The following is a 23,043-nucleotide window of genomic DNA, read 5'->3' as shown; positions in this document are numbered from 1 at the left end:
CTCTTGAGATTACTTGTTACCGTGGCGCTCTTCTAACACTTCTAATACTGCATCGAGAGGTAATTTTTGCTCACGAAGCAATACAAACAAATGATAAAGCAGATCCGCACTCTCCCATTTTAATTCGTCGTAATCGCGGTTTTTCGAAGCAATGATAACTTCACTGGCTTCTTCTCCGACTTTCTTTAGAATTTTATCCACACCTTCAGAAAAGAGGTATGTAGTGTACGCCCCTTCCGGCATTTGGACTTCACGTTTGGCAATGGTTTTTTCAAGTTCATTTAAAATGTGGAAACGATTCTCTTTCGGATCTGCATGATTGTCTAATAAGGACTCGTTAAAACAACTGTATGTTCCTTTATGACAAGCCGGACCAGCTGGCAGTACTTTGACGACCAGTGCATCCTTGTCGCAGTCATAGCGAATATCGGACACTCGCTGAGTGTTGCCAGACGTTTCCCCTTTATGCCACAACTCCTGGCGGGAACGGCTGTAAAACCACGTTTCTTTTGTCTCCATTGTTTTTTGCAGTGATTCTTTATTCATATAAGCAAGCGTCAGTACTTCTTTACTCACTTCATCTTGAACAATGGCTGGAATTAATCCATTTTCATCAAATGTCAGCTCATCTAGGTTCATCGAACACGCACCCCTTTTTCACGCAGATAAGATTTTACTTCTTCTACAGATGTTTCTTTATAATGAAAAATCGAAGCAGCCAGTGCTGCATCAGCTTGAGCATCTTCAAATACACCAACAAAATCTTGTTTGGCTCCCGCACCGCCAGAAGCAATGACTGGAACGGATACTGCTTCATTTACCTTTTTGGTCAACGCAAGGTCAAAGCCCGTTTTTGCTCCGTCTTGGTCCATGCTGGTTAGTAAAATCTCACCGGCGCCGCGCTTTACAACCTCTTTTGCCCAATCTGTTACTTCCCAATCAGTCGGCTTCCGGCCGCCATGAGTATAAATACGCCAAGACCCTAACTCGTCATCGTATTTCGCATCAATCGCAACAACGATACACTGAGACCCAAAATAATCGGATCCTTCCGTAATTAATTCTGGGCGTTTCACGGCCGCCGTATTTAAGGATACTTTATCCGCACCAGCACGCAGAATCGTGCGCATGTCATCTAATGCATTAATTCCTCCACCAACCGTAAATGGTATCGCCAATTTCCCGGCTACTTCTCTTACAACTTCTACCATCGTTTTACGGCCTTCATGGGAAGCAGAGATATCCAGAAATACGAGCTCATCCGCTCCTTGTTCATCATAAAAAGCGGCTAATTCAACTGGATCACCAGCATCCCTTAAATCGACAAATTGTACGCCTTTCACTACTCGTCCTTCTTTAACATCCAGACATGGAATAATTCGCTTGGTCAGCATGATCACTCCACCTCCGCTAGTGCTTGGTCCACATCAACTTTTCCTGTGTAAATGGCTTTTCCGATGATCACACCAGATACCCCTTCTTCGCGGTGCGCGGCCAACTCTTTGATGTCATCTGGCTTACTCACACCACCAGAGGCAATCACCTTTTTACCTGTTGCTTTCGCTAAGTCGCAAATAGCAGTCACATTCGGGCCTGACAGCATACCGTCTTTGGCAATATCTGTGAAGATAAATGTTTGTGCACCAAATTCGGCCATCTTTTTGCCTAACTCCACAGCAGTTACCTCAGAAGTTTCCAGCCATCCGTTCACCGCTACATATCCATCTCTAGCATCCAGGCCAATCGCTATTTTTTCTTTATAGGTACGAAGCATTTCTTTAGCAAATTCAGGGTGCTGAACAGCCACACTTCCTAAAATTACACGGTCCACGCCATTGTTTAAGTAATATTCAACATCTTCTGCTGTACGAATTCCCCCGCCTACTTGAATGTTGGCAGAAAGCTCTTTGGCTGCTTTAATGACCGATTCGTGATTGACACGACGTTTTTCTTTAGCACCATCCAAATCAACCATATGTATCCACTCTGCCCCGGCCTTTTCAAAACGTGCTGCCATATCAAATGGAGAATCCCCATATACTGTTTCTTTTGCATAATCTCCTTGTAAAAGACGGACACACTTGCCGCCTCGAATATCGATTGCTGGATAAATATGAAACTTACTCATACTTTTTGCTCCCTTCCGCAACCACTTTTCCAAAGTTCTCCAACATTTTCATGCCAAGCTGGCTGCTTTTCTCCGGGTGAAACTGTGTGCCCATCACGTTTTTGTGTCCAACAACCGCTGGCACTTCCCGGTAATAATCACTTGTTGCGATTAATACATCTTCTTCTTTTGTATCGATAACGTAGGAGTGTACAAAATACACATGCCCTTCTTCTGTGTTTTGTAATAATGGGTGATCAGGCTGTTGGAACATCAATTTGTTCCAGCCCATGTGCGGAACTTTGTAGTTTTCCCCGCTTTCCGCCTCACCCGTAAAACGCTTCGCATAACCTGGCAAAAAGCCAAGACCTTCGGTGCTGCCATTTTCTTCGCTTCCTTCAAATAATAATTGCATGCCAAGGCAGATGCCTAAAAGCGGCTTTCCATCACGCACCCACATTTTAATAAATGCTTCCTGTTCTTTTTCTTTTAATAATGTCATCGCATCTTTAAAAGAACCAACTCCAGGCAGGATTAACCCCTCTGCCTTTGCCAGCTCTGCTGGGGCTTCGGACAAGAAATAAGAAAGGTCAAGCCGTTCAAGCGCTTTGCTGACACTATGCAGATTCCCCATACCATAGTCGATAATTCCAATCATGCCTCTCTCATTCCTTTCTGTATCATATCAAGACACTCTTGCATTCAAGACAAATCGTATACACCTGATTTACAGCATCCCTTTTGTGGACGGCACTCCTTTTACTCGTTCATCGTGCTGCGCCGCCTCGTCTAGTGCACGTGCCATCGCTTTAAAAATTGCTTCAATGATATGATGCGTATTTTGTCCGTAGTGGACAATAACATGTAAGTTCATTCGAGCTTCAAGAGCAAACTTCCATAAAAACTCATGCACAAGTTCGGTATCAAATGTGCCCACTTTTTGACTTGGAAACTCGGCCCGGCATTCAAGGTGGGGGCGATTGCTTAAGTCCACGACTACTTGTGCAAGCGTCTCATCCATTGGAACAAATGAATTTCCATAACGGCGTATACCTTTTTTATCACCAAGTGCTTCGTTGAATACTTGACCAAGACAAATACCGATATCTTCTGTGGTATGATGATCGTCCACCTCGGTATCTCCTTTAGCATCCACCGTTAAGTCAAAATGGCCGTGCTTTGTAAACAACTCAAGCATATGTGTTATAAACGGAACATTCGTCTCAATCTGGCTGTTTCCTTCTCCATCAATGTTCATTTCTAACTGAACATGTGTCTCGCCTGTTTTTCGCTCGATCTGGCTTTTTCTCTCCACCATTAGCTCTCCCCCTTTTTACGAATGTCAATGGAACGCGCGTGTGCTTCTAATCCTTCTAGTCGTGCAATTGCTGCTACATCATCTGCATCGCGGGAAAATGCTGCTTTACTGTAAGAAATAATACTGGATTTTTTCGTAAAGTCGTCCACATTTAACGGACTGGAAAACCGTGCAGTTCCATTTGTGGGCAGTACATGGTTCGGGCCGGCAAAATAATCACCAATTGGCTCAGGACTTAATGGACCAAGAAAGACCGCACCAGCGTGACGAATCATGCCCAAGACGTCATACGGACGCTCGGTCAACACTTCTAAGTGCTCTGGTGCAAGCTTGTTTACTGCTTCTATCGCTTCGTGAAGAGAACGTGCGACGTAAATCGCTCCGTGTGTGTTGACAGATGCTTGGGCAATCTCTTTTCTCGGCAAGTCTGCCAATTGCTTTTCGACTTCTATACTTGTTTTTTTCGCAACTTCCTGCGATGTTGTCACAAGAATAGCGGAGGCCATTTCATCGTGTTCCGCCTGTGAAAGAAGGTCCGCTGCAATATAATCCGGACGTGCATAATCATCAGCCAGAACAACGACTTCACTTGGCCCGGCAATCATATCAATATCAACTTGGCCAAACACTTCGCGCTTAGCCAGTGCTACAAAAATGTTGCCGGGGCCTGTGATTTTATCGACAGCAGGAACACTTTCTGTCCCATAAGCAAGCGCAGCAACCGCCTGGGCCCCGCCTGCTTTTAAAATATGAGTAATGCCAAGCTCTGCTGCAGTGGCGAGGACAGCAGGTGCAAGTTTTCCCTCTTTATTTGGAGGAGATGTCATCACGATATCTTTCACACCTGCTACTTGTGCTGGAATCACATTCATCATAATGGTCGATGGATACGCAGCTTTTCCGCCCGGTACGTATACACCTGCAGAATCGAGCGGAGTTATTTTCTGCCCCAGTAAGGTGCCATCTTCACTTGTCGTAAACCAAGATTGACGAGTCTGTTTTTCGTGAAACGAGCGGATGTTGCCAGCAGCACGACGCAAAGATTCTAACACGGTATCATCAATGTTTTGATACGCTTCCTCAATTTCTTCTTGCGTTACAAAAAAGTGATCCAAACGAACACCGTCAAACATTTCCGTTAAATCACGCAGTGCCTCATCACCTTTGTCACGAACTTGGTGAATAATAGCGTCTACGGATTCCCGCTGTTTTTCTGTCCCTGCTTCTATATCTCTTTTTAAACTCACATCATCTGTCAAATCGATAATTTTCACTCGTCATCCTCCTCTACCACTTTGGCAAGCCGTTCAACCAAGTCATCGATGCGTGTGTCTTTCATGCGGTAACTAACAGGATTGACGATAAGCCGTGACGTAATAGGTACGATTGTTTCTAACTCAACCAAACCGTTTTCCCGTAGCGTACGTCCTGTCGACACGATATCAACAATACGGTCTGCAAGTCCTACAAGCGGTGCAAGCTCAATGGAGCCGTTCAGTTTAATAATTTCTACTTGTTCGCCTTGTTCTTTAAAATATTGAGTAGCAAGATTGGGATATTTCGAGGCAACCTTTGGATTAATATCAGATTTCTCATAACCAGGAAGGCCGGCTACCGCTAAGTAGCATTCACTAATATTTAAGTCGAGCACTTCGTATACGTCACGCTCTTCTTCAATCATTGTGTCTTTCCCCGCCACACCAAGGTCAGCGACACCGTGCTCCACATATGTAGGCACGTCCATCGGCTTGGCCAAAATAAAACGAAGGTCTGCTTCATTCGCATCGACAATTAATTTTCGGGAATCGTCAAACTCAGGGGGCAGTGGAAAGCCTGCTTCACGGAGAAGTTCCACTGCTTCTTCAAAGATACGCCCTTTTGGCATCGCTACCGTTAGTGGTTCACTCATGACTGCTGCCTCCTTGCTTCTTTCCTATAAAATAATACACTTCTTCATAGGCTTCGCTTAACTCGTCCACGTTTTCTACACCTTGTAAGTCTTGAAGCACAACAGACCGGCCGTCTTCACGAAGTTGTGCCGCTTCTTTAATTGCTTCTTTTCTGCGCTCTTTGCTAAACAGGATGCACGTCTGCTGCGGCAGGCCTTCTGTTTCTCCGACCGCTTCTACTAATAAATCCAACCGAATGCCAAACCCTGTCGCACGTGCTGGACGATGAAACTTTTGCAGCAGCTCATCATACCGTCCGCCGCTCGATAAAGGGAAGCCGAGCTTGCTGCCATAGCCTTCAAATACGACTCCTGTGTAGTAGCTCATGTGCATGACTAGGTTTAAATCTAATTTAATATGCTCACTTACACCATAGGCTTCTAATACATCAAAGAGCTGGTGTAAATCATGAAGCGCTTGAGCAGCATCGCCATTTTGAACAAGCTCTTGGGCATCATTTAACTTTTCTGCACCACCTCTTAATTGCAGCAATCCAAGCAGGCGCTTTTCATCAATTGAAGAGAGCGGAAGGCTCTTGACGTGCTGTTTGAATCCAACATAATTTTTCTCATATAAGTAACGGCGCAGCGTATCAGCACGCTCCTCGCTTCCGACGACATCGAGCAAGAGCGCATTCACGTAGCCAATATGGCCAATCGCGATTTGAAAGTCTTGCAAACCGGCTTTTTTAAGTGTGGCCGCCATAAGTGCGATGACTTCCCCATCTGCACTAGAGGTGCCATCTCCAACAAGTTCTACACCCATTTGCTCAAATTCAGCTGGTCTGCCGCCTTCTTTTTGCTGTGCGCGAAACAAAGGGCTGTGATAAGAAAGGCGCAGCGGAAACGCTTGGTCCTTTAAACTCGAAGCTGCCACACGGGCAATTGGAGCCGTCATGTCTGGACGAAGAACCAAGGTATTGCCTTGCTGGTCGAGGAGTTTGAATAATTGTTGATCTAGAATCGCAGAAGCTGTACCGACGGTGTCATAATATTCTAATGCCGGTGTTTCGATTGGTACATATCCCCAACTATCAATTTCCTTTTTCATACGTTGTCTAATTTTGTTTTTTGTCTGGTAATAAGCTGGTAATGTGTCTCTCATTCCAACTGGCTTTTCAAACATAAACGGTTTGCTCATTGCGCAAGCTCCTTCCGTGTCTCTCCTTGATAAGTTATTCACTGTTATGTTTATGTCCCACTTTAGTATGCTAATGTACTAATAAGATAAAGAATATATCGTGTAGTTTACACCGCTTCTTCTTTTCCGTCAATAGAAGGAAACACAGACCTTTTTTTATTTTCTCTTATCGAAACCGAAACATGCGCCATATAAAGAAAAGCGCAAGCGTCCTCGAAAAAGGGAATTCGGCTAATAGAAAAAGAAACTTCCCGCTAGAACAATGTTTTCTGCTAGCGGGAAGTTTCTTTTTCTGCGTGTTCACGAATCAACTGCAACGGATTGCCGCCGACAAAGCTATTTGGTGCCACATCTTTATGCACCACCGAACCAGCTGCAATGACAGCGCCATCTCCAATTTTTACTCCGGGCAAAATCGTTGAATTAGCACCGATGAGTACATTGCTGCCAATTTCCACTAAACCAATTCGATATTCTTCAATTAAGTATTCATGGGCCAGAATGGTCGTATTGTAACCAATCACACTGTTATGGCCAACCCGAATCTTTTCAGGAAACATGATATCTGGCATCACCATAAGCGCAAAAGACGTTGTCTTTCCAACCTCCATTTTTAAAAAGGTGCGGTACAGCCAATTTTTCATGGACATAAACGGAGTATAGCGCGCTATTTGTATAATAATAAAGTTTTTCACCACTTTAAGAAACGGCACGGTCTTGTAAATGTGCCACAGGGAATTAGCAGACGATACAGGATACCGCTTGGTTCGCCTCATCTTGTCTGCTCTCCAAGATATGTTAATAAATCCGGCATTTTTTTCAGCATCACATCCGGTTCATAGGAAGCCAAATAATCTTCTCCTTTAATCGTCCATGCCACGCCGGCTGTTTGCACACCAGCGTTTTTACCAGCAAGAATATCGTATTGGCTGTCGCCTACCATCACACATTCCTGCGGCTGTGACTGCAATTCATTCATCGCTTTCACAATAGGTTCTGGATCAGGCTTGACGTGTTCTACATCGTTAAATGTGACAACACTGGAAAAATAACGAGACAGCCCTGAGGCCTGAAGTCCTTTTTCCGTCGATTGTCTTCGCTTTGTTGTTACCACACCAAGCTTGTACCCTTCCTCGTACAGCCGCTTCACCGTGTCCAAAACCCCTTCGTACTCTTCAATTAATTCATCGTGATGAGCAAAATTATGCTTTTGATACCGCTTCATTAACTCCTCTGCCTGTTCGGGAGCGATTTGTTTAAAGCTGTCGGATAACGGTAAACCAATATAGCTGATAATATCTTCCCGGCTGTATGGATGCGGGACATAACCCTCCAGCGCATGTTGGTACGATGCAATAATCAACTCATTGGTATTTACGAGTGTTCCGTCAAAGTCGAATAAAACCGTATTAATAGTCATATGTTGCCTCCTTGCGGGCATATCCCCTTTTTTCTGATCTGTTCCAAATATACGCTACAGCCATTGTCAAGAGCACAGCTGTGACGAGTCGAATAATGAGCAGCGGCAGTACTGGGATGCCAAGCGGAATGAAAATTAACGTATCTTCTACTACAGCGTGGCATGCAACAAGAAAGATAAACACAAGATACAGATCTTTTTTGCTGACATTGTCTTCTTTAATGGCCTGCATCATTACTCCTGCCCCGAAAGCCAGGCCAAATACGATACCAGAAGCAAGCGTAGTCGATGTGTTCGGGCGAATGCCCATCATTCTCGTAAACGGCGTCATCCAGGAAGAGAACACTTGCAGCCACTTTAAATCTTTCATCACTTGAATAAAGATCATAATTGGAATAACGACCACAGCGATTTGCACGACACCAGTGAAAGCACTGGCGGCTCCATCCCACATGATGCCTCCTATCGTTGACGCTGTCGTTTGCTCACTTGCTGATACAAACCCATACTGAGCTTGTTCAGAACCTCCTTGCCAAAGCCAATGAATCATGAACGCAGAAAAAACAGCCAGCCCTATTCTCACCGCTAATACGACTGACATACGAATGCCGACTTTCACAGCAAGGGCTGATTCCACAAATAAATTGTGGGAAAATGACAACATTACCGCGAGAATAAAGACTTCCTTGACTGTTAAATCCATCGATAAAATTGCACCAATCGCTGCGTACAAATTAAGTACGTTCCCTAAAACAAGTGGTATGGCCGCCTCCCCTGGCAGGCCGACCCATCCCATGAAAGGAGCTACCAAACCGGCAAGCCAGTCAAGCACTGGCGTGTAACTTAATACCGTGATGATAAAAGTAATCGGAAAAATAATTTTCCCTAGCATCCACGTTGTTTGAAAGCCGACAAGCAAGCCTTTTTTCAACGTTTCCATCGTATCTCCTCCGTTTGTGCACGAAAAACCCGGCTCGTCAAAGCCGAGTCAGAAGGAAGGATTCATGCATGTCCTTATTTCTTTTTCTTGCTGTGTTTCTTTTGTTTTGATGCTGCTTTTTTCTTTTTTGGAACTCCGGCTCCATCATTATCCAAATAATGAGCACGAGCGAGTCCTGTCTGCCTGCGGTATATCCATAACGCCACAGCGGTCACGATGAGAACGACCGATATGACTTGTGCGGTACGCAGCATATCTCCGATCATAAGACTGTCGGTACGCATCCCTTCGATAAAAAAGCGTCCTGCGGAATACCAGATAACGTACGTTAAAAACAATTCACCGCGCCGCAAATTCACACGCCGCAAAAAGATCAGCAATAGAAATCCGGCAAGGTTCCATACAGATTCATACAAAAAAGTAGGATGATAATACGTTCCATCAATATACATTTGATTAATAATAAACTCAGGCAGCTGCAAGCTTTCTAAAAAGTCTCGTGTCACCGGCCCTCCATGTGCTTCTTGATTCATAAAATTACCCCAGCGGCCGATTGCCTGCGCGAGAATAATGCTTGGAGCCGCAATATCTGCCAGCTTCCAGAAAGAAATGCCGCGTTTTTTGCAAAACACGATCGCCGTGATAACAGCACCGATTAAGCCGCCGTGTATGGCAAGACCGCCTTCCCAAATCGCAACGATTTGACCTGGATGCTCGCCGTAATAATCCCATCTAAAAATGACATAATACAGCCGGGCGGATACAATCGCAATTGGAATAGCAAAAATAAGCAAATCAGCAAACACATCTTTCGGCAGTCCGCGTTTATTTGCTTCTCTATTAGCAATCAAAAACCCAAGGAGTGCTCCGATACCTATAATTACTCCATACCAGTATACCGTCAGCGGCCCAAGTTCAAAGGCAACTCGATCAAGCGGCTGAATCGCATATATCATGACCGTTCCTCTCCTATCTTCCCTCTAAAATTCTTCTCGGTCTCCTTCTTCAATAACATCTGTCAACTTATCAGAAAACTGCTGGGCGGTATTAATCCCCATTCGTTTTAATCGAAAATTCATCGCTGCTACTTCCACGATGACTGCCAAGTTTCTTCCTGGCCGTACTGGTATTGTGTATTTTGGGATTTCGGTATCAATAATTTTCATCGTCGCTTCTTCAATCCCTAAACGATCATATGCTTTATTTTCATCCCACAATTCCAAATGAATCGTCAGCGCTATCCGTTTAAACGGGCGAACGGCTCCTGCGCCAAACAATGTCATGACGTCGATTATGCCTAGTCCGCGAATTTCCAAGAGATGCTGAATTAACTCAGGGGGGCGTCCGACTAGCGTATTTCCATGCTGCTGCCGTATCTCCACCGAATCATCAGCAACGAGACGATGGCCGCGCCGCACAAGGTCAAGCGCCGTTTCACTTTTCCCGACACCGCTGGCTCCCGTTAACAAAACACCGATACCGTAGATATCAACCAGTACGCCATGTACAGCTGTTGCTTTTGCCAGCTTTGCTTCCAGGTAGTTCGTAAGCTGACTGCTGAGTCGTGTTGTTGTCACGTCAGAACGCATAATTGGAACGCCTGTTTTTTCTGCACTTTCAATTAATTCTTTTGGGGCAGACAACCCTCGTGAAATAATAATTCCCGGTGTGTCATATGTACATAGTTTTTCCATTCTTTCCTGTTTTTCATCATTAGTTAATTGTTGAAAAAAAGAAAGTTCCGTACGACCAAACAGCTGCAGACGCTTCGCCGGATAATACGTGAAAAAACCGGCCATCTCTATACCAGGGCGGGATATATCACTTGTAGTAATGGCACGATGTACTTCATCTTCTCCTGCCAGCACTTCCAGGTTAAAGTGTTCGACAAGGTCATTTGCAGTTACTTTTGGCATTGGTCACCCTCCTGCCACTTCCTCTATCCAGTACTTTTTGGAAAAAGGAAACATCATAATTTTTACACTTTTATCATTGTAGCACGATTTTTAAACAATGTGGAATCTTCCAAGAATGGGGTGCTTCCATTAGAAAAGCACAAGCACTCAAAAACGCCGCAGCAAAACAGCCTCTCAGACGGCAAAAAATTGCTTTAGAAGTGAAAAAGCTCCCTGCAGCCCTTAAAGAATCTAAAGCGCTGTCCAATCAAAAGAGAAAACATGCTGATAAATCCTGATGAAACCAAAAAACGCTGCCTTCTTAGAGACAGCGTGCCCATGCATTTATTTTTTTTGAAACATATCAAGAATCACATTGTTAATAAAAACATTCAAAATCGCAATAATGACAGCAGCCAACAGCGCCATGCCAAATCCAGAAATGGAAAACGCATCTCCCATCAATCCCGCTGTCAGCATAAGGAGAGCAGCATTTATAATAAAAATAAACAAACCAAGCGTAAATACGGTAATTGGCAGGGTGAAAACAACGAGCAGCGGACGGATTAACAAATTAATCAGCGTTAATATGATGCTTGCCATAATGGCAGCGCCAATTCCTTCTAAGTAAAAACCGTCAAAGAATCCTGCCACAACCATTAATGTCACCGCATTTACGATAAAGGGAAGAACGCAGCCCATTACTCTGCATGATCTCCTTCATTTGGCATAATAATCGCAAGCACAATGTAGGCTAATGGTACAGGCAGCCCCCACGTGATAATTGCTATAACTACTGTAATAATACGAATTAATGTGGGGTCAACATTAAAATAATTGGCAATCCCCCCGCACACACCTGCGAGCATGCGGTTTTGCTTGCTGCGGTACAGTTTTTTCATCTGTATATCCTCCTTACATATGCCTCGGTTTTAGCGAAATAGAGCCTGTTTTTGTAGCAGCATCTAAACGTAAGCGTGGAGAGGCACTGTGGTTCGACGTAAATTGCAGCGATTTTTGAATGAAATCTTTCTTTTCTTCTGTAATTTCCATATCACTCAACGCATAATTATAGTTTCCCACATTGGTGCGAAGCTGTCCATCTGTGCGAATATCGCTTGGCAATGTAATAAAGATGCTTCCCGTCGTTGCAGATAAGCTCGCACGTGCGTCCTGGCTGATGGCTAGTTTGCTGTCAATTGTTCCGTTTACCGACTCTGCTTCTACATCCCGAATGTCTGTATCCAGTTCAATCGTACCATTCATTGTTTTAATGTCAGCAATGTCTAATGTTCCACCGTGAATTTTAATTGGGCCGTTTACCGTTTCCCCGCTAAATCGCAAATGATTTGGCGATGTAATCGTCAAGCTTCCATTTACAGCTTTGCCGGAGAAACTGTCTGCTATTAGTGATTCCCCTTTCAAATGGCCATTAAACGTGTACAGCTGCACGCGTTCGTAGGCCTTTTTTGGAATATATACGACAGCATTTACTTTCATTGCTTTTGTTTTCGTATAGAAGTTCAACTGCGTGCCATCCGTTTCGAACGTTGTCTCTTTTAAAAATTCCTGACGGGCTTCTTCCTGATTTTTCCCTTTATACACTTTTGCATCACAAACAATCTTTATATCTGATTCATTCCAGGGCGTTAACTCGACAGATCCATTTTCTAACGATATATCCAATACGGTCTGCGTCATATTTTTATGTTGAAAAATATGGCGGACGTTTTCATACGTGCCAAAATTAAAATCAAGATCCAGCTCTCTTATTTTTTGAATGGCATTATCAATAAAGTCCGTAAAGCTTGTCGTTGCCTCTGATTTTTTTTGCTTTTCCTTTTCCCATTCATCGTAGCGCTTGTTGCCTTCTTCCCAATTGACTTTTGTTGAAAGGCTGCCGTTTGTTGTTTCAGGCTGTGACACATCTGCTCTGTCATACGTGGAGTCAGCTTGTTCTGATGCAGAGACCGAACTGGTTGTTTTATTGGATACATCTTCGTTTGTTTCTTGCTGCAGCGCTTTTAATAACTTCGCTCCCTCATCTGCTGAAATCTTTCCTTCTTCCACCATTTTTAAAATTAGTTTGCGCTCTTCTTCCACAGTGTATCCCTTCCTTTTGTATAATCTAAGGGGGCTATCCTTATCCCTTATGTACGAACGGCTAACACAAGACGTTTCAACAAACAATGGAAAACATGATGCAAAAAGCGCAGTACGCCGCCAAATTCCTGTGGCAGAAGCCGCCGCTTCCCTTATCCTTGAATCACCTTAACTGTCCTAAAGTGTAAGGGAAAACTTTATAAACATGAAGCATTCCGTGACAGCAGTATGCCGGCTTTTTCACTTATCTAAACTTCCCCTTCGCATGCTGCAGGCACCAATCATTCATGCCAACGTGCTGTACTCATCTATTTTTGTGAGAAAAAGCTGCCTGCGCACAGGAATACAAAGACAAAGGACTTCATGATGTATTATCCCTTTCTTCCATGTGCACCAAGGCAGCATCGTGGGTGTGTTATGAAGAGGATTCTGCAACTTGTTCCGCTTGTGATAACTTTTCTTCCATGCGCTTTCTTTCTCTTGCTAAGACAGGTGCTAAATAGTGGCCGGTATAGGACTCCCGCACGCTGCTGATGTCTTCCGGTGTACCAGATGCCACCAGCTTGCCGCCTTTATCACCGCCTTCTGGACCAAGGTCAATAATATAGTCTACCGTTTTGATGACGTCCAAATTATGCTCGATGACAAGAACCGTATCGCCATTTCTCACCAGCCTTTGTAACACGGTCAACAGCCGGTCAATATCGTCAACATGCAAACCGGTCGTCGGCTCATCTAGTATATAGAGAGACTTTCCTGTGGAGCGGCGGTGCAGCTGACTAGCTAATTTAACGCGCTGTGCTTCCCCGCCGGATAGAGTTGTAGCTGGCTGTCCTAATTTCACATAACCAAGGCCAACGTCAAACAGCGTTTGGATTTTCCGTTTTATTTTCGGGATATTTTCAAAAAACGCCAAGGCCTCTTCAACCGTCATATCCAACACATCTGCGATATTCTTCCCTTTGTACCGTATGTCAAGCGTATCACGATTATACCTTTTTCCATGGCATTCTTCACAAGGGACGTACACATCCGGCAAAAAGTGCATTTCAATACGGATAATTCCATCGCCCTTACACGCTTCACAACGGCCGCCACGCACGTTAAAGCTAAAACGCCCTTTCTTATAGCCGCGCATTTTGGCTTCATTGGTCATCGCAAACACATCGCGTATGTCATCAAACACCCCTGTATACGTGGCTGGATTTGACCGGGGTGTTCGTCCAATCGGTGACTGGTCAATATCAATGACTTTTTCCAGCTGATCCATGCCTTCAATTTTTTTATGGCGGCCCGGCTTTTCTTTGCCGCGATGCAGTTTTTGCGACAGCGCCTTATACAAAATGTCATTAATTAATGTACTTTTTCCAGAACCAGACACACCTGTGACAGCCGTAAACAGTCCGAGCGGAATATCAACACTTGTGTCGTGCAAGTTATTTTCGTTTGCTCCCTTTATTTTCAGCCAGCGTTTTTGCGGCTTTCTGCGCTCAGCCGGCAGTGGTATGAATTTTCTCCCGGCCAAATATTGGCCTGTTAATGAGTTTTCATCCACTTTGATTTCTTCCGGGGAACCTTGAGCAGTGATGTGTCCACCGTGCATGCCCGCACCAGGGCCGATGTCAATAATATGGTCAGCCGCAAGCATCGTGTCTTCATCGTGCTCCACGACGATAAGCGTGTTCCCAAGGTCGCGCATACGCTCGAGTGTTTGGATTAAGCGGTGGTTGTCACGCTGGTGAAGCCCGATAGACGGCTCATCCAAAATGTAGAGCACTCCCATAAGAGATGATCCGATTTGAGTAGCCAGTCTGATTCGCTGTGCTTCCCCGCCAGAAAGAGTTCCTGCCGAACGGCTGAGCGTTAAGTAATCAAGTCCGACATTTATTAAAAACCCGAGCCTGTCTTTGATCTCGCGTAAAATTAAATTCGCAATCGCCAGATCTTTTTCATCTAATTCCAGGTCTTCAAAAAATGTTTTGGCATCTTTAACGGAAAGCTCTGCCAATTCTCCAATATGACAGCTGTCCACTTTTACCGCAAGGCTTTCTTTACGGAGCCGATAGCCTTTGCAAGTGGAGCAGGCACTGCGTGTCATGTACTGTTCCATTTGTTCACGGATAAAATCTGAAGATGTTTCACGGTACCGCCGTGCAATGTTATGCAGTACCCCTTCAAAATAAATGTGGCGTTCTTTCACAGCGCCTCGGTCATTTTCATAACGAAACGCCACTCGTTCTTGTCCACTTCCATGTAAAAGAATGTCCATTTGCTGTTTAGGCAGCTCTTTCACTGCTACATCCATATCAATGCCAAAGTGGCTGCACACTGACTCCAACAACTGCGGATAGTACTGCGAACTCGTCGGCTTCCAAGCTGCAATCGCGTGATCACGTAGTGTCCGGTCCCAGTCTGGAATGACTAACTCCTTGTCTACTTCAAGCTTGCTTCCAATACCATCACACGTTGGACAAGCACCAAACGGGCTGTTAAACGAAAACAAACGCGGTTCGAGCTCTCCAATCGTAAAGCCGCAGTAAGGACAAGCATGATGTTGATTAAATAGAAGTTCTTCCTCCCCAACAACATCAATGAGAGCTTTTCCACCGCTTAATTCAAGCGCTGTCTCTAATGAATCAGCCAGCCGGCTTTCTACACCCTCTTTTATCACCACACGGTCAACGACAGCTTCGATATGATGTTTTTTATTCTTATCAAGGGAAATTTCTTCTGCCACTTCACGCATTTCTCCGTCCACACGCGCCCGGACAAAGCCGCGCTGTTTCAAGTCTTCCAGCACTTTGACGTGCTCCCCTTTTCTGCCGGTTACGAGCGGGGCTAAAATCTGCATCTTTGTTCGTTCTGGATATGCCGTCATTCGATCAACCATCTGCTGGACAGTTTGTGAAGCAATTTCTACGTTGTGCTTTGGACATATTGGTTTGCCGATTCTGGCAAACAATAACCTTAAATAGTCAAAAATCTCTGTTACCGTGCCGACCGTCGAACGAGGATTGCGGCTGGTCGTTTTTTGGTCAATCGAAATCGTTGGAGACAATCCCTCAATCGAATCAACATCCGGCTTATCCATTTGTCCTAAAAATTGTCTGGCATAAGCCGACAACGACTCAATGTAACGGCGCTGCCCCTCGGCATAAATCGTATCAAAGGCCAGCGAAGATTTCCCTGAACCAGATAACCCAGTTAATACTACGAACTGATCTCGTGGGATGGCCACGTCGATGTTTTGTAAATTGTGCGAACGAGCGCCTTTAATTTGTATATGATCAAGGTCCATACAGGTCATCCTTCCGCTTTTAATTCAAGCAGCATATCACGAAGTTCTGCAGCCCGTTCAAACTGAAGATCTTTGGCTGCTTGTTTCATTTCTTCCTCTAGTTCATCGATTACTTTTTGACGTTCCTTTTTACTCATCTTATCCAGTGCCGGCTTATCAAAATCCTCCGTCTCTTCGGAAGTGACGGTAGCCTGAATTAAGTCTGGTATATCTTTTTGGATCGTTTGCGGGGTGATATTGTGTTTTTCATTGTATGCTTGTTGAATGTCACGGCGTCGATTCGTTTCAGAAATGGCCGTTTCCATAGAATCTGTCATTTTATCAGCATACATAATGACGTGCCCATTAGCATTGCGCGCCGCCCGTCCCATCGTTTGGATTAATGAGCGTTCCGCACGCAAAAAACCTTCTTTATCGGCATCGAGAATCGCCACCAAGGATACTTCCGGAATATCAAGCCCTTCCCGAAGAAGGTTAATGCCGACTAACACATCAAATTCACCCATTCTCAGCTGACGGACGATTTCAATTCGCTCGAGCGTTTTTATATCGGAATGTAAGTACTTCACACGAATACCGACTTCTTTTAAATAATCCGTTAAATCTTCTGCCATTTTTTTCGTTAACGTTGTAACGAGAATGCGTTCCTTCTCATCTTTTCGTTCATTAATTTCACCAATTAAATCGTCAATCTGTCCCTCGATTGGACGTACATCAATGGTTGGATCAAGCAATCCAGTCGGCCGGATAATCTGTTCGACCATTTCCGGTGAATGTTCTTCTTCATACGGACCAGGTGTTGCCGATACATAGATGGCTTGCTTTACACGTTGTTCAAACTCCGTAAACTGCAGCGGCCGGTTGTCCATTGCTGAAGGAAGCCGAAAACCATGATCTACTAACACGTTTTTCCTGGCTTGGTCTCCGTTGTACATGCCTCGTACTTGGGGGAGAGTAACATGTGATTCATCAACAACAATGAGAAAGTCATCTGGAAAGAAATCAAGCAGTGTGTAGGGGGATTCCCCCGGCTTTCGAAACGTTAAATGACGGGAGTAGTTTTCAATCCCTGAACAAAACCCCATTTCTTTCATCATTTCAATATCGTAGTTCGTGCGCTGTTCCAAGCGCTGTGCTTCCAGCTCTCTGCCTTTTTCCCGGAAATAAGCTAGCTGTTCTTCTAACTCTTTTTCAATGTTTTTAATCGCTTTTTGCATTTTTTCTTCTCTTGTGACAAAGTGAGAAGCTGGGAAAACAGCGACGTGATTGCGCTCACCGAGAATTTCACCCGTAAGAGCATCCACTTCCGTTATACGGTCTATTTCATCACCAAAAAACTCCACGCGGATACAGTGTTCATCGCGTGAGGCTGGAAATATTTCCACCACATCTCCGCGGACTCGAAACGTTCCGCGGACAAAATTAATGTCGTTTCGTTCATACTGAATATCCACGAGCTCACGGAGAACGTGGTCTCTTTCCATTTCCATGCCTGTTCTTAATGACAGCACGAGGTCACGGTATTCTTCCGGCGAACCTAAGCCGTAAATACAAGAAACACTCGCGACAATAATGACATCATTTCTCTCAAACAACGCGCTCGTTGCCGAGTGACGCAATTTGTCAATTTCATCATTGATGCTGGCGTCTTTTTCTATATACGTATCGTTTTGCGGGATATATGCTTCCGGCTGATAATAGTCGTAATAACTGACAAAGTACTCCACGGCGTTATTAGGAAACAACTCTTTAAACTCACTGTACAGCTGGCCTGCTAATGTTTTGTTATGAGCAATAACAAGGGTTGGCTTATTTATTTCTTTAATGACATTTGACACAGTAAATGTCTTTCCTGTTCCTGTAGCTCCAAGCAAGGTTTGATGTCGTTTTCCTTCATTAATGCCTTGTACTAATGCTTTAATGGCTTCCGGCTGATCTCCTTGTGGATCATATTTGGAAACTAATTCAAACGTTTCATTCATGAGCCCATCCCTCGCTTCTACACATCACTAATCATCTTGTATTACCGCTTATACATTATACCACATATGAAGTCAATTCAAACGAATATGCGAATATACGTTCTTTTTTCATAGGAAGGCTTTGTTACATTTTGTTATCGCCTTTATAGTCATATCGACAGCTGACGCCAGACGCAATCACCATCATGCATTTCTAAATTTTAATAAACAGTTGGTTTAGCACGATAATCCATTCTTGCTACACCTTTGGCTTGTGACCGAGCCCTGATGGAGCAATTCGCTGTTTTTCTTTTCATTCTATTATTTACCAAATACAGTCAAAGTACAGCATTTATGCATCTCAACGTTTGGATGGGAATCATAAAAAAAAGAAAAGCGGCCGTTGCCGCTTTTCCCATTATGCCTCCATCGTCGTTACTATTTCTTCTTCTTCTTTTACAAACAACAGCCCCAGCTCATAATGTTCATTATCATATACCGTTGACTGTGTATGGCGAACTTCTCCTTGTTCATCTTCAACTTCTAACTTGCAGTACGCTGAGTTTTTCTGCAAAGCTTGATAAAATTCCGCTTCGTTATTTACCTCCTGGCCGTTTACTTTCATAATAATTTCTCCGGGCTGCAGAGCCATTTTTTCTGCCGGCGACTCCGGCAGAATGCCTAAAATACGAATGCCGCGCTCGCGAAGTGCAAAAAGCGGAGGGTGATTTTGTTCTTGTCGCCTGCTCCACAGCATCAGGATACTTCTAAACAGCATAGCTACAACGGCTGCATACATGATGATGAGCGGCTCGTAATACGCAAACACAGCACATACCGCAATGAATAGAGACAATAGTATAACAAACTTGCCAACGGGCTGTAACGTTTGAGCAGGCAGTGCATAAAACATTCGCTGCTTTGCCCCGATCACAAATGGGATGAGAAAAAGGGCAAATCCGCTTTCATTCACGGGTATAACCGGCCACCAATTCACCGCCTCTACCGCACTTCCCGGCACAACAAAGAATGCCGGAATAAACCAAATACGCTGCAGCAAGTGCGCACCAATCCATTTCCCGCGGGAACTTTTTACAATGAGCGGGGACGTATGGCGTTTTCCATCTTTTAAAAGCAGAATCCCTTCGATAAACAACGTTACCGCAAGCAAAACAACAACCGGACGATAATCCCCCTGCCCCAGTTCAGTAAAAAATTCATCGAGCCAAGTGTAATCACTTTCAAACGAGGGCAGGAAAAATGCCAATATCATCGCAAGACCAATGGTGTACGAGGGTGAGAGCCAGCGTATTCTGCCGAACAGAAGAAACACGGCGGTAATGACTCCTACTAAATGAACAAAAGCAGCAGGAACGGTTACTCCCGCCACTAAAATAAATACAGATAAACATATCCCGGCAAGTACACCAGGTAAAAGCGGCACAGTGACATCAAATAATGCGCCGCGCACGCTCGTATGAAACGCATGACGCTCCCGTTTTACACGCATCACGCCCATAAGAAACATAATAAAGGGGATAAAATATGTAAGCGGATGGGCAAACAAGCGCCCGATCCCTTTTAACAATTCAAAGCCAAAATCAATCACTAGCAGCATCTCCTTTGACAGACGGTTCCTTTCTTCCTTTTAGATGGCCCCATGAAGGCTTTCACAGGGATGCTTCACATCACGAAGATGCTTGTTCACTTACTAAATCTAGTGCTTCATGGAGTTGTCTATCGTTTGCCGGATCACGAATCAATTCTAACAATGCTTGGTTGAGGCGTCCGGCAGTTTCTTCATCAATCACACCAGTGATATCAAGACCTTCTTGCTCGGCCTGAAAAGATTCTACGGCCGAGACAGTCTGCTCATCAAAATACCCATCCGTACGGCCTGGGTCATGCCCCAATCCTTTCAGCATTTCTTGCGCTGTTTTCACTTGTTCTGCATTATTATCCTGCTGCAGAGAGTCTTCAATCGACAGAGCAGGTGAATAAAAGTAATCTGGCTGTGTCACTTCCACCGTTGGTTCGACACCTTCCTCGTTAATCCAATTCCCATCTGAGGTGAGCCATTTAAACATCGACAGTTTGAGTTCACTCCCATCACCAAGCTGCATTGACTGCTGGACCGTCCCTTTACCAAATGTTGTCTGTCCAACCAAGTCATATCCACCTGCTTCTTTTAAAGCAGCAGCTAAAATTTCAGAAGCCGACACACTGCCTTCATTAATCAACCCAACAATCGGATAATCTTTTTTATTACTTAATGTCGACACCGATTGTACTCTTTCTCCATTTGGGTCTTCTATTTGTACAACCGTTTCATTGCCAGGAATAATGAGATTCCCAATTTCTTCGACACTGTTTAAAAATCCACCTGGATTACCGCGAACATCCACAATTAATCCATCTATCCCGGACTCCTCTAACTCTGTTAAGTGCTCTTCAAATTCTGCCGCCGTATTCTCTGAAAAAGATGTTAACTCTAAATAACCAATAGTTTGCCCGTTTTCTTCAAAAGTCTCGGAATATACTGTTTCTACTGGTATTTCATCACGCTCGACTTCGACATCGAACGGTTCAGACGTTCCTTCGCGCTGCACCGTCAGCGTCACAGTCGAGCCTTTCTCTCCGCGGATCTTTAACACCGTTTCGTTCAATGAGTCTCCTTCTGTGCTTTCTCCGTCCACTTGTAAAATTTGATCACTTGGCTGCAAGCCTGCTTTTTCTGCTGGCGAATCTTTAAATGGAGCAACAATGGTTACAGCGTCATCAACCATGCTCACTTCCGCTCCAATCCCTTCAAAAGAAGACTCAAGAGACTGACTGAATTCTGAAGCTGTTTCTTGGTCCATATAGGCAGAATGGGGGTCATCTAACTCTTCCACCATGCCTTTTAGTGCTCCTTCAATCAATTCGCTTTCATCCACATCTTCTACATACTGTTCTGTAATCGTCTGGTACACTTGTTCCATCTTGTCAAATCCGTCTTGCAGCGTATCCTCATTAGTGTCAGCACCTGAATGCTCACTGCCATCCGAAGCATAGCGCGTATCACTGGTATCGTCATTGATAGACATCCCTGCAAATACACCGCCAGCTCCAGCGATTAATACCGCCCCGATGACAAGAGTTGCTACTTTCACTTTCCATTTCATATCACTCTTTCACCTCAGCTCTGTTTCATCGCCAGCCATACATACTGCGCCTGTATTTCAAGCAATTATTTATTGGAAGTAGTTTGCTATCTTTTATTCTAGCATGAAAAAAGCATGCAACAAATAAAAACAGGAGAGAAAAAAGCTGAGAACCGCTTTGCACAGCGTATGTCAACGACTTTTTGTTGCGGACAGAAAAACAAGTGATGTACAGTAACAACAAGGGGGAATGAATGAACATGACACACATTTATATGGACTATAACGCAAGTACACCACTTGCGCCTGAAGTAAAACAAGTCATCTATCAACTAACAGATTATGTCTATGGCAACCCTTCTGCTTCTCATTGGGCAGGTGAACCTGCCAAAGCAGCAGTAGAGAAAGCACGAAGCCAAGTCGCTGCTTTTATTGGTGCTGCCACCGATGAAATTATTTTCACGAGCGGAGGGACAGAATCCAATAATCACGTCTTAAAAAGCATCATCGAGCAATACCGTCAGCAGCACCCCCATATTATTACAACTAAAGCAGAACATCCAGCTATTCTTGAGCCGTGCCGCTACCTGGAAGAACAAGGTATATCCATCACCTATGTCTCTACCGATACATACGGAGTCGTTGACCCTAAAGAAATCGAACAAGCTGTCACTGAAAATACGGTGCTGATTTCTATCATGCACGCGAACAATGAAACAGGCACCATCCAGCCAATCAAAACTATATCTTCTATTGCTAAACAGCACGATATCGCGTTTCACACCGATGCATCACAATCACTGGGCAAAATCCCTGCCGACGTCGATGCACTAGGAGTGGACTATCTAACCGTTGCCGGCCACAAACTATATGCTCCTAAGGGGATAGGTGCGCTGTTCATGCGAAAAAACAAACCACTGCCTTCCTTTATGCATGGTGCCGGTCATGAAAATGGACGACGAGCTGGAACTGAAAATATCATTCTCGCTGGTGCACTTGGCCAAGCATGCGAAATCGCAGCAACAAATAACCGAAGCGGTCACATCCAACAACTTAGAGATTTGTTTTGGAAGGAACTGCAAAAAGCATTTGGAGAACGCGTCCGCTTGAATGGACACCCTGAAAAGCGCCTGCCTAACACATTGAACGTAAGCTTTATCGGCTGTACCGGCCAAGATATTTTACAAGCGATTCCTGAACTAGCGGCTTCTACTGGTGCTGCCTGTCATGCCGACACCGTTCAGCTGTCTAACGTATTAGAAGCAATGGGTGTTGATGAGGAAACTGGAAAAGGAGCGATTCGCTTCAGCCTTGGACGCTATTCTGAAAAACGCGACATTGATATGGTTATAGAAAAACTAAAATATGTGCTGTCCTAACATGCAGAATCACAAGTGCACATAATATACATTAGTGAAACCGCCAGCCGGGAGTTACAGGAATAGCTGCCCCGGCTTTCGCATGTTCGCTTGTTTAAACGTCATCCTTTGTGGGTAATGTACAACCAATTCATACAAAGGAGGGATTTTCATGGGAAAACGCGGAGAAGCGCGAACATATGAAACGAACAAACAATATGGAGAACAAGGAAAATACGCAAAAGGAAACAAAATTGAACTGTAGCTGCCTACCTTCGCCTATCTCTTCGTATTTATGCCGCAAACTGCTGTTTTCTTCATATGCTGATTTTCCACATCCTAACATGCGAAGAGAACACAGCTGATGTTAATCCTTTAGATACAGGCGGCCAATCTAGTGATTCATCCATG

Annotated in this window: 21 protein-coding genes; 1 reads left to right on the top strand and 20 read right to left on the bottom strand. The window is 44.4% G+C overall.

Annotation, left to right across the window (positions count from 1 at the left end; genetic code table 11):
* Positions 1-9: 9 nt before the first annotated feature.
* The 20 genes from hisIE to BLT18_RS03980 form a co-directional block, all read right to left on the bottom strand.
* Positions 10-639, bottom strand: coding sequence for a bifunctional phosphoribosyl-AMP cyclohydrolase/phosphoribosyl-ATP diphosphatase HisIE (gene hisIE, locus BLT18_RS04075; RefSeq protein WP_091271478.1), 630 nt, complete (start codon positions 637-639; stop codon positions 10-12).
* Positions 636-1,394 carry an imidazole glycerol phosphate synthase subunit HisF gene (hisF, locus tag BLT18_RS04070; RefSeq protein ID WP_091271476.1) on the bottom strand — a complete coding sequence of 253 codons (759 nt, stop codon included), beginning with the start codon at positions 1,392-1,394 and terminating at the stop codon, positions 636-638. The genes hisIE and hisF overlap by 4 nt, the downstream gene beginning before the upstream one ends.
* Positions 1,395-1,396: 2 nt before the next feature.
* Positions 1,397-2,128 carry a 1-(5-phosphoribosyl)-5-[(5-phosphoribosylamino)methylideneamino]imidazole-4-carboxamide isomerase gene (gene hisA, locus BLT18_RS04065; protein WP_091271474.1) on the bottom strand — a complete coding sequence of 244 codons (732 nt, stop codon included), beginning with the start codon at positions 2,126-2,128 and terminating at the stop codon, positions 1,397-1,399.
* Positions 2,121-2,765 carry an imidazole glycerol phosphate synthase subunit HisH gene (gene hisH, locus BLT18_RS04060; protein WP_091271472.1) on the bottom strand — a complete coding sequence of 215 codons (645 nt, stop codon included), beginning with the start codon at positions 2,763-2,765 and terminating at the stop codon, positions 2,121-2,123. The genes hisA and hisH overlap by 8 nt, the downstream gene beginning before the upstream one ends.
* Positions 2,766-2,834: 69 nt before the next feature.
* Positions 2,835-3,425 (bottom strand): imidazoleglycerol-phosphate dehydratase HisB, encoded by a 591-nt coding sequence (hisB, locus tag BLT18_RS04055; protein ID WP_175487364.1) that lies wholly within the window; start codon positions 3,423-3,425, stop codon positions 2,835-2,837.
* Positions 3,425-4,699, bottom strand: a complete 1,275-nt coding sequence (hisD, locus tag BLT18_RS04050; RefSeq protein WP_091271471.1) for a histidinol dehydrogenase — start codon at positions 4,697-4,699, stop codon at positions 3,425-3,427. The genes hisB and hisD overlap by 1 nt, the downstream gene beginning before the upstream one ends.
* Positions 4,696-5,334 (bottom strand): ATP phosphoribosyltransferase, encoded by a 639-nt coding sequence (gene hisG / locus BLT18_RS04045; RefSeq protein WP_091271469.1) that lies wholly within the window; start codon positions 5,332-5,334, stop codon positions 4,696-4,698. Before hisG ends, hisD begins: the two co-directional genes overlap by 4 nt.
* Positions 5,327-6,514, bottom strand: coding sequence for an ATP phosphoribosyltransferase regulatory subunit (locus BLT18_RS04040; protein ID WP_175487363.1), 1,188 nt, complete (start codon positions 6,512-6,514; stop codon positions 5,327-5,329). Before BLT18_RS04040 ends, hisG begins: the two co-directional genes overlap by 8 nt.
* Positions 6,515-6,786: 272 nt before the next feature.
* Positions 6,787-7,290 carry an acyltransferase gene (locus tag BLT18_RS04035; protein ID WP_091271467.1) on the bottom strand — a complete coding sequence of 168 codons (504 nt, stop codon included), beginning with the start codon at positions 7,288-7,290 and terminating at the stop codon, positions 6,787-6,789.
* On the bottom strand, positions 7,287-7,934 hold the full coding sequence (ppaX, locus tag BLT18_RS04030) for a pyrophosphatase PpaX (protein ID WP_091271466.1): 648 nt from the start codon (positions 7,932-7,934) through the stop codon (positions 7,287-7,289). Before ppaX ends, BLT18_RS04035 begins: the two co-directional genes overlap by 4 nt.
* On the bottom strand, positions 7,924-8,874 hold the full coding sequence (locus BLT18_RS04025) for a nucleoside recognition domain-containing protein (protein WP_091271464.1): 951 nt from the start codon (positions 8,872-8,874) through the stop codon (positions 7,924-7,926). The genes ppaX and BLT18_RS04025 overlap by 11 nt, the downstream gene beginning before the upstream one ends.
* A 74-nt stretch (positions 8,875-8,948) precedes the next feature.
* Positions 8,949-9,830 carry a prolipoprotein diacylglyceryl transferase gene (gene lgt / locus BLT18_RS04020; protein ID WP_091271463.1) on the bottom strand — a complete coding sequence of 294 codons (882 nt, stop codon included), beginning with the start codon at positions 9,828-9,830 and terminating at the stop codon, positions 8,949-8,951.
* A gap of 24 nt (positions 9,831-9,854) precedes the next feature.
* On the bottom strand, positions 9,855-10,790 hold the full coding sequence (hprK, locus tag BLT18_RS04015) for an HPr(Ser) kinase/phosphatase (RefSeq protein ID WP_091271461.1): 936 nt from the start codon (positions 10,788-10,790) through the stop codon (positions 9,855-9,857).
* A 324-nt stretch (positions 10,791-11,114) separates the two neighbouring features.
* Entirely contained in the window at positions 11,115-11,471 is a 357-nt protein-coding gene (locus BLT18_RS04010; protein WP_091271459.1) for a phage holin family protein, read from the bottom strand.
* Positions 11,471-11,671 (bottom strand): PspC domain-containing protein, encoded by a 201-nt coding sequence (locus tag BLT18_RS04005; RefSeq protein ID WP_175487362.1) that lies wholly within the window; start codon positions 11,669-11,671, stop codon positions 11,471-11,473. Before BLT18_RS04005 ends, BLT18_RS04010 begins: the two co-directional genes overlap by 1 nt.
* A gap of 13 nt (positions 11,672-11,684) precedes the next feature.
* Positions 11,685-12,872, bottom strand: coding sequence for a DUF4097 family beta strand repeat-containing protein (locus BLT18_RS04000; protein ID WP_091271457.1), 1,188 nt, complete (start codon positions 12,870-12,872; stop codon positions 11,685-11,687).
* A gap of 415 nt (positions 12,873-13,287) precedes the next feature.
* The gene (uvrA, locus tag BLT18_RS03995) at positions 13,288-16,170 is read right to left on the bottom strand and encodes an excinuclease ABC subunit UvrA (protein ID WP_091271455.1); all 2,883 of its coding nucleotides are present in this window, start codon (positions 16,168-16,170) and stop codon (positions 13,288-13,290) included.
* 5 nt (positions 16,171-16,175) lie between these two features.
* Positions 16,176-18,152 (bottom strand): excinuclease ABC subunit UvrB, encoded by a 1,977-nt coding sequence (uvrB, locus tag BLT18_RS03990; protein ID WP_091271454.1) that lies wholly within the window; start codon positions 18,150-18,152, stop codon positions 16,176-16,178.
* 397 nt (positions 18,153-18,549) lie between these two features.
* The gene (locus tag BLT18_RS03985; RefSeq protein WP_091271452.1) at positions 18,550-19,740 is read right to left on the bottom strand and encodes a PDZ domain-containing protein; all 1,191 of its coding nucleotides are present in this window, start codon (positions 19,738-19,740) and stop codon (positions 18,550-18,552) included.
* Positions 19,741-19,819: 79 nt separating this feature from the next.
* Positions 19,820-21,295 carry a S41 family peptidase gene (locus tag BLT18_RS03980; protein ID WP_091271450.1) on the bottom strand — a complete coding sequence of 492 codons (1,476 nt, stop codon included), beginning with the start codon at positions 21,293-21,295 and terminating at the stop codon, positions 19,820-19,822.
* Positions 21,296-21,534: 239 nt separating this feature from the next.
* On the opposite strand from BLT18_RS03980, the gene BLT18_RS03975 reads away from it, so the two are divergent.
* Positions 21,535-22,653, top strand: a complete 1,119-nt coding sequence (locus BLT18_RS03975; protein ID WP_091271549.1) for a cysteine desulfurase family protein — start codon at positions 21,535-21,537, stop codon at positions 22,651-22,653.
* Positions 22,654-23,043 lie beyond the last annotated feature (390 nt).

This window comes from Alteribacillus persepolensis, assembly GCF_900099605.1.
Lineage (GTDB): Bacteria > Bacillota > Bacilli > Bacillales > Marinococcaceae > Alteribacillus > Alteribacillus persepolensis.
The sequence above is the reverse complement of the archived record's forward strand: the minus strand, read 5'-3'. Positions and strand labels throughout refer to the sequence as shown.

Excerpts from the sequence above, each read along its gene's own strand:
- hisH (WP_091271472.1), bottom strand. The coding sequence starts at position 2,765 with ATGATTGGAATTATCGACTATGGTATGGGGAATCTGCATAGTGTCAGC.
- hisIE (WP_091271478.1), bottom strand. The coding sequence starts at position 639 with ATGAACCTAGATGAGCTGACATTTGATGAAAATGGATTAATTCCAGCC.
- hisB (WP_175487364.1), bottom strand. The coding sequence starts at position 3,425 with ATGGTGGAGAGAAAAAGCCAGATCGAGCGAAAAACAGGCGAGACACAT.
- hisG (WP_091271469.1), bottom strand. The coding sequence starts at position 5,334 with ATGAGTGAACCACTAACGGTAGCGATGCCAAAAGGGCGTATCTTTGAA.
- uvrA (WP_091271455.1), bottom strand. The coding sequence starts at position 16,170 with ATGGACCTTGATCATATACAAATTAAAGGCGCTCGTTCGCACAATTTA.
- hprK (WP_091271461.1), bottom strand. The coding sequence starts at position 10,790 with ATGCCAAAAGTAACTGCAAATGACCTTGTCGAACACTTTAACCTGGAA.
- BLT18_RS03975 (WP_091271549.1), top strand. The coding sequence starts at position 21,535 with ATGACACACATTTATATGGACTATAACGCAAGTACACCACTTGCGCCT.
- BLT18_RS04005 (WP_175487362.1), bottom strand. The coding sequence starts at position 11,671 with ATGAAAAAACTGTACCGCAGCAAGCAAAACCGCATGCTCGCAGGTGTG.
- BLT18_RS04010 (WP_091271459.1), bottom strand. The coding sequence starts at position 11,471 with ATGGGCTGCGTTCTTCCCTTTATCGTAAATGCGGTGACATTAATGGTT.
- BLT18_RS03980 (WP_091271450.1), bottom strand. The coding sequence starts at position 21,295 with ATGAAATGGAAAGTGAAAGTAGCAACTCTTGTCATCGGGGCGGTATTA.
- BLT18_RS04025 (WP_091271464.1), bottom strand. The coding sequence starts at position 8,874 with ATGGAAACGTTGAAAAAAGGCTTGCTTGTCGGCTTTCAAACAACGTGG.
- hisF (WP_091271476.1), bottom strand. The coding sequence starts at position 1,394 with ATGCTGACCAAGCGAATTATTCCATGTCTGGATGTTAAAGAAGGACGA.
- uvrB (WP_091271454.1), bottom strand. The coding sequence starts at position 18,152 with ATGAATGAAACGTTTGAATTAGTTTCCAAATATGATCCACAAGGAGAT.
- BLT18_RS04035 (WP_091271467.1), bottom strand. The coding sequence starts at position 7,290 with ATGAGGCGAACCAAGCGGTATCCTGTATCGTCTGCTAATTCCCTGTGG.
- ppaX (WP_091271466.1), bottom strand. The coding sequence starts at position 7,934 with ATGACTATTAATACGGTTTTATTCGACTTTGACGGAACACTCGTAAAT.
- lgt (WP_091271463.1), bottom strand. The coding sequence starts at position 9,830 with ATGATATATGCGATTCAGCCGCTTGATCGAGTTGCCTTTGAACTTGGG.
- BLT18_RS04040 (WP_175487363.1), bottom strand. The coding sequence starts at position 6,514 with ATGAGCAAACCGTTTATGTTTGAAAAGCCAGTTGGAATGAGAGACACA.
- hisA (WP_091271474.1), bottom strand. The coding sequence starts at position 2,128 with ATGAGTAAGTTTCATATTTATCCAGCAATCGATATTCGAGGCGGCAAG.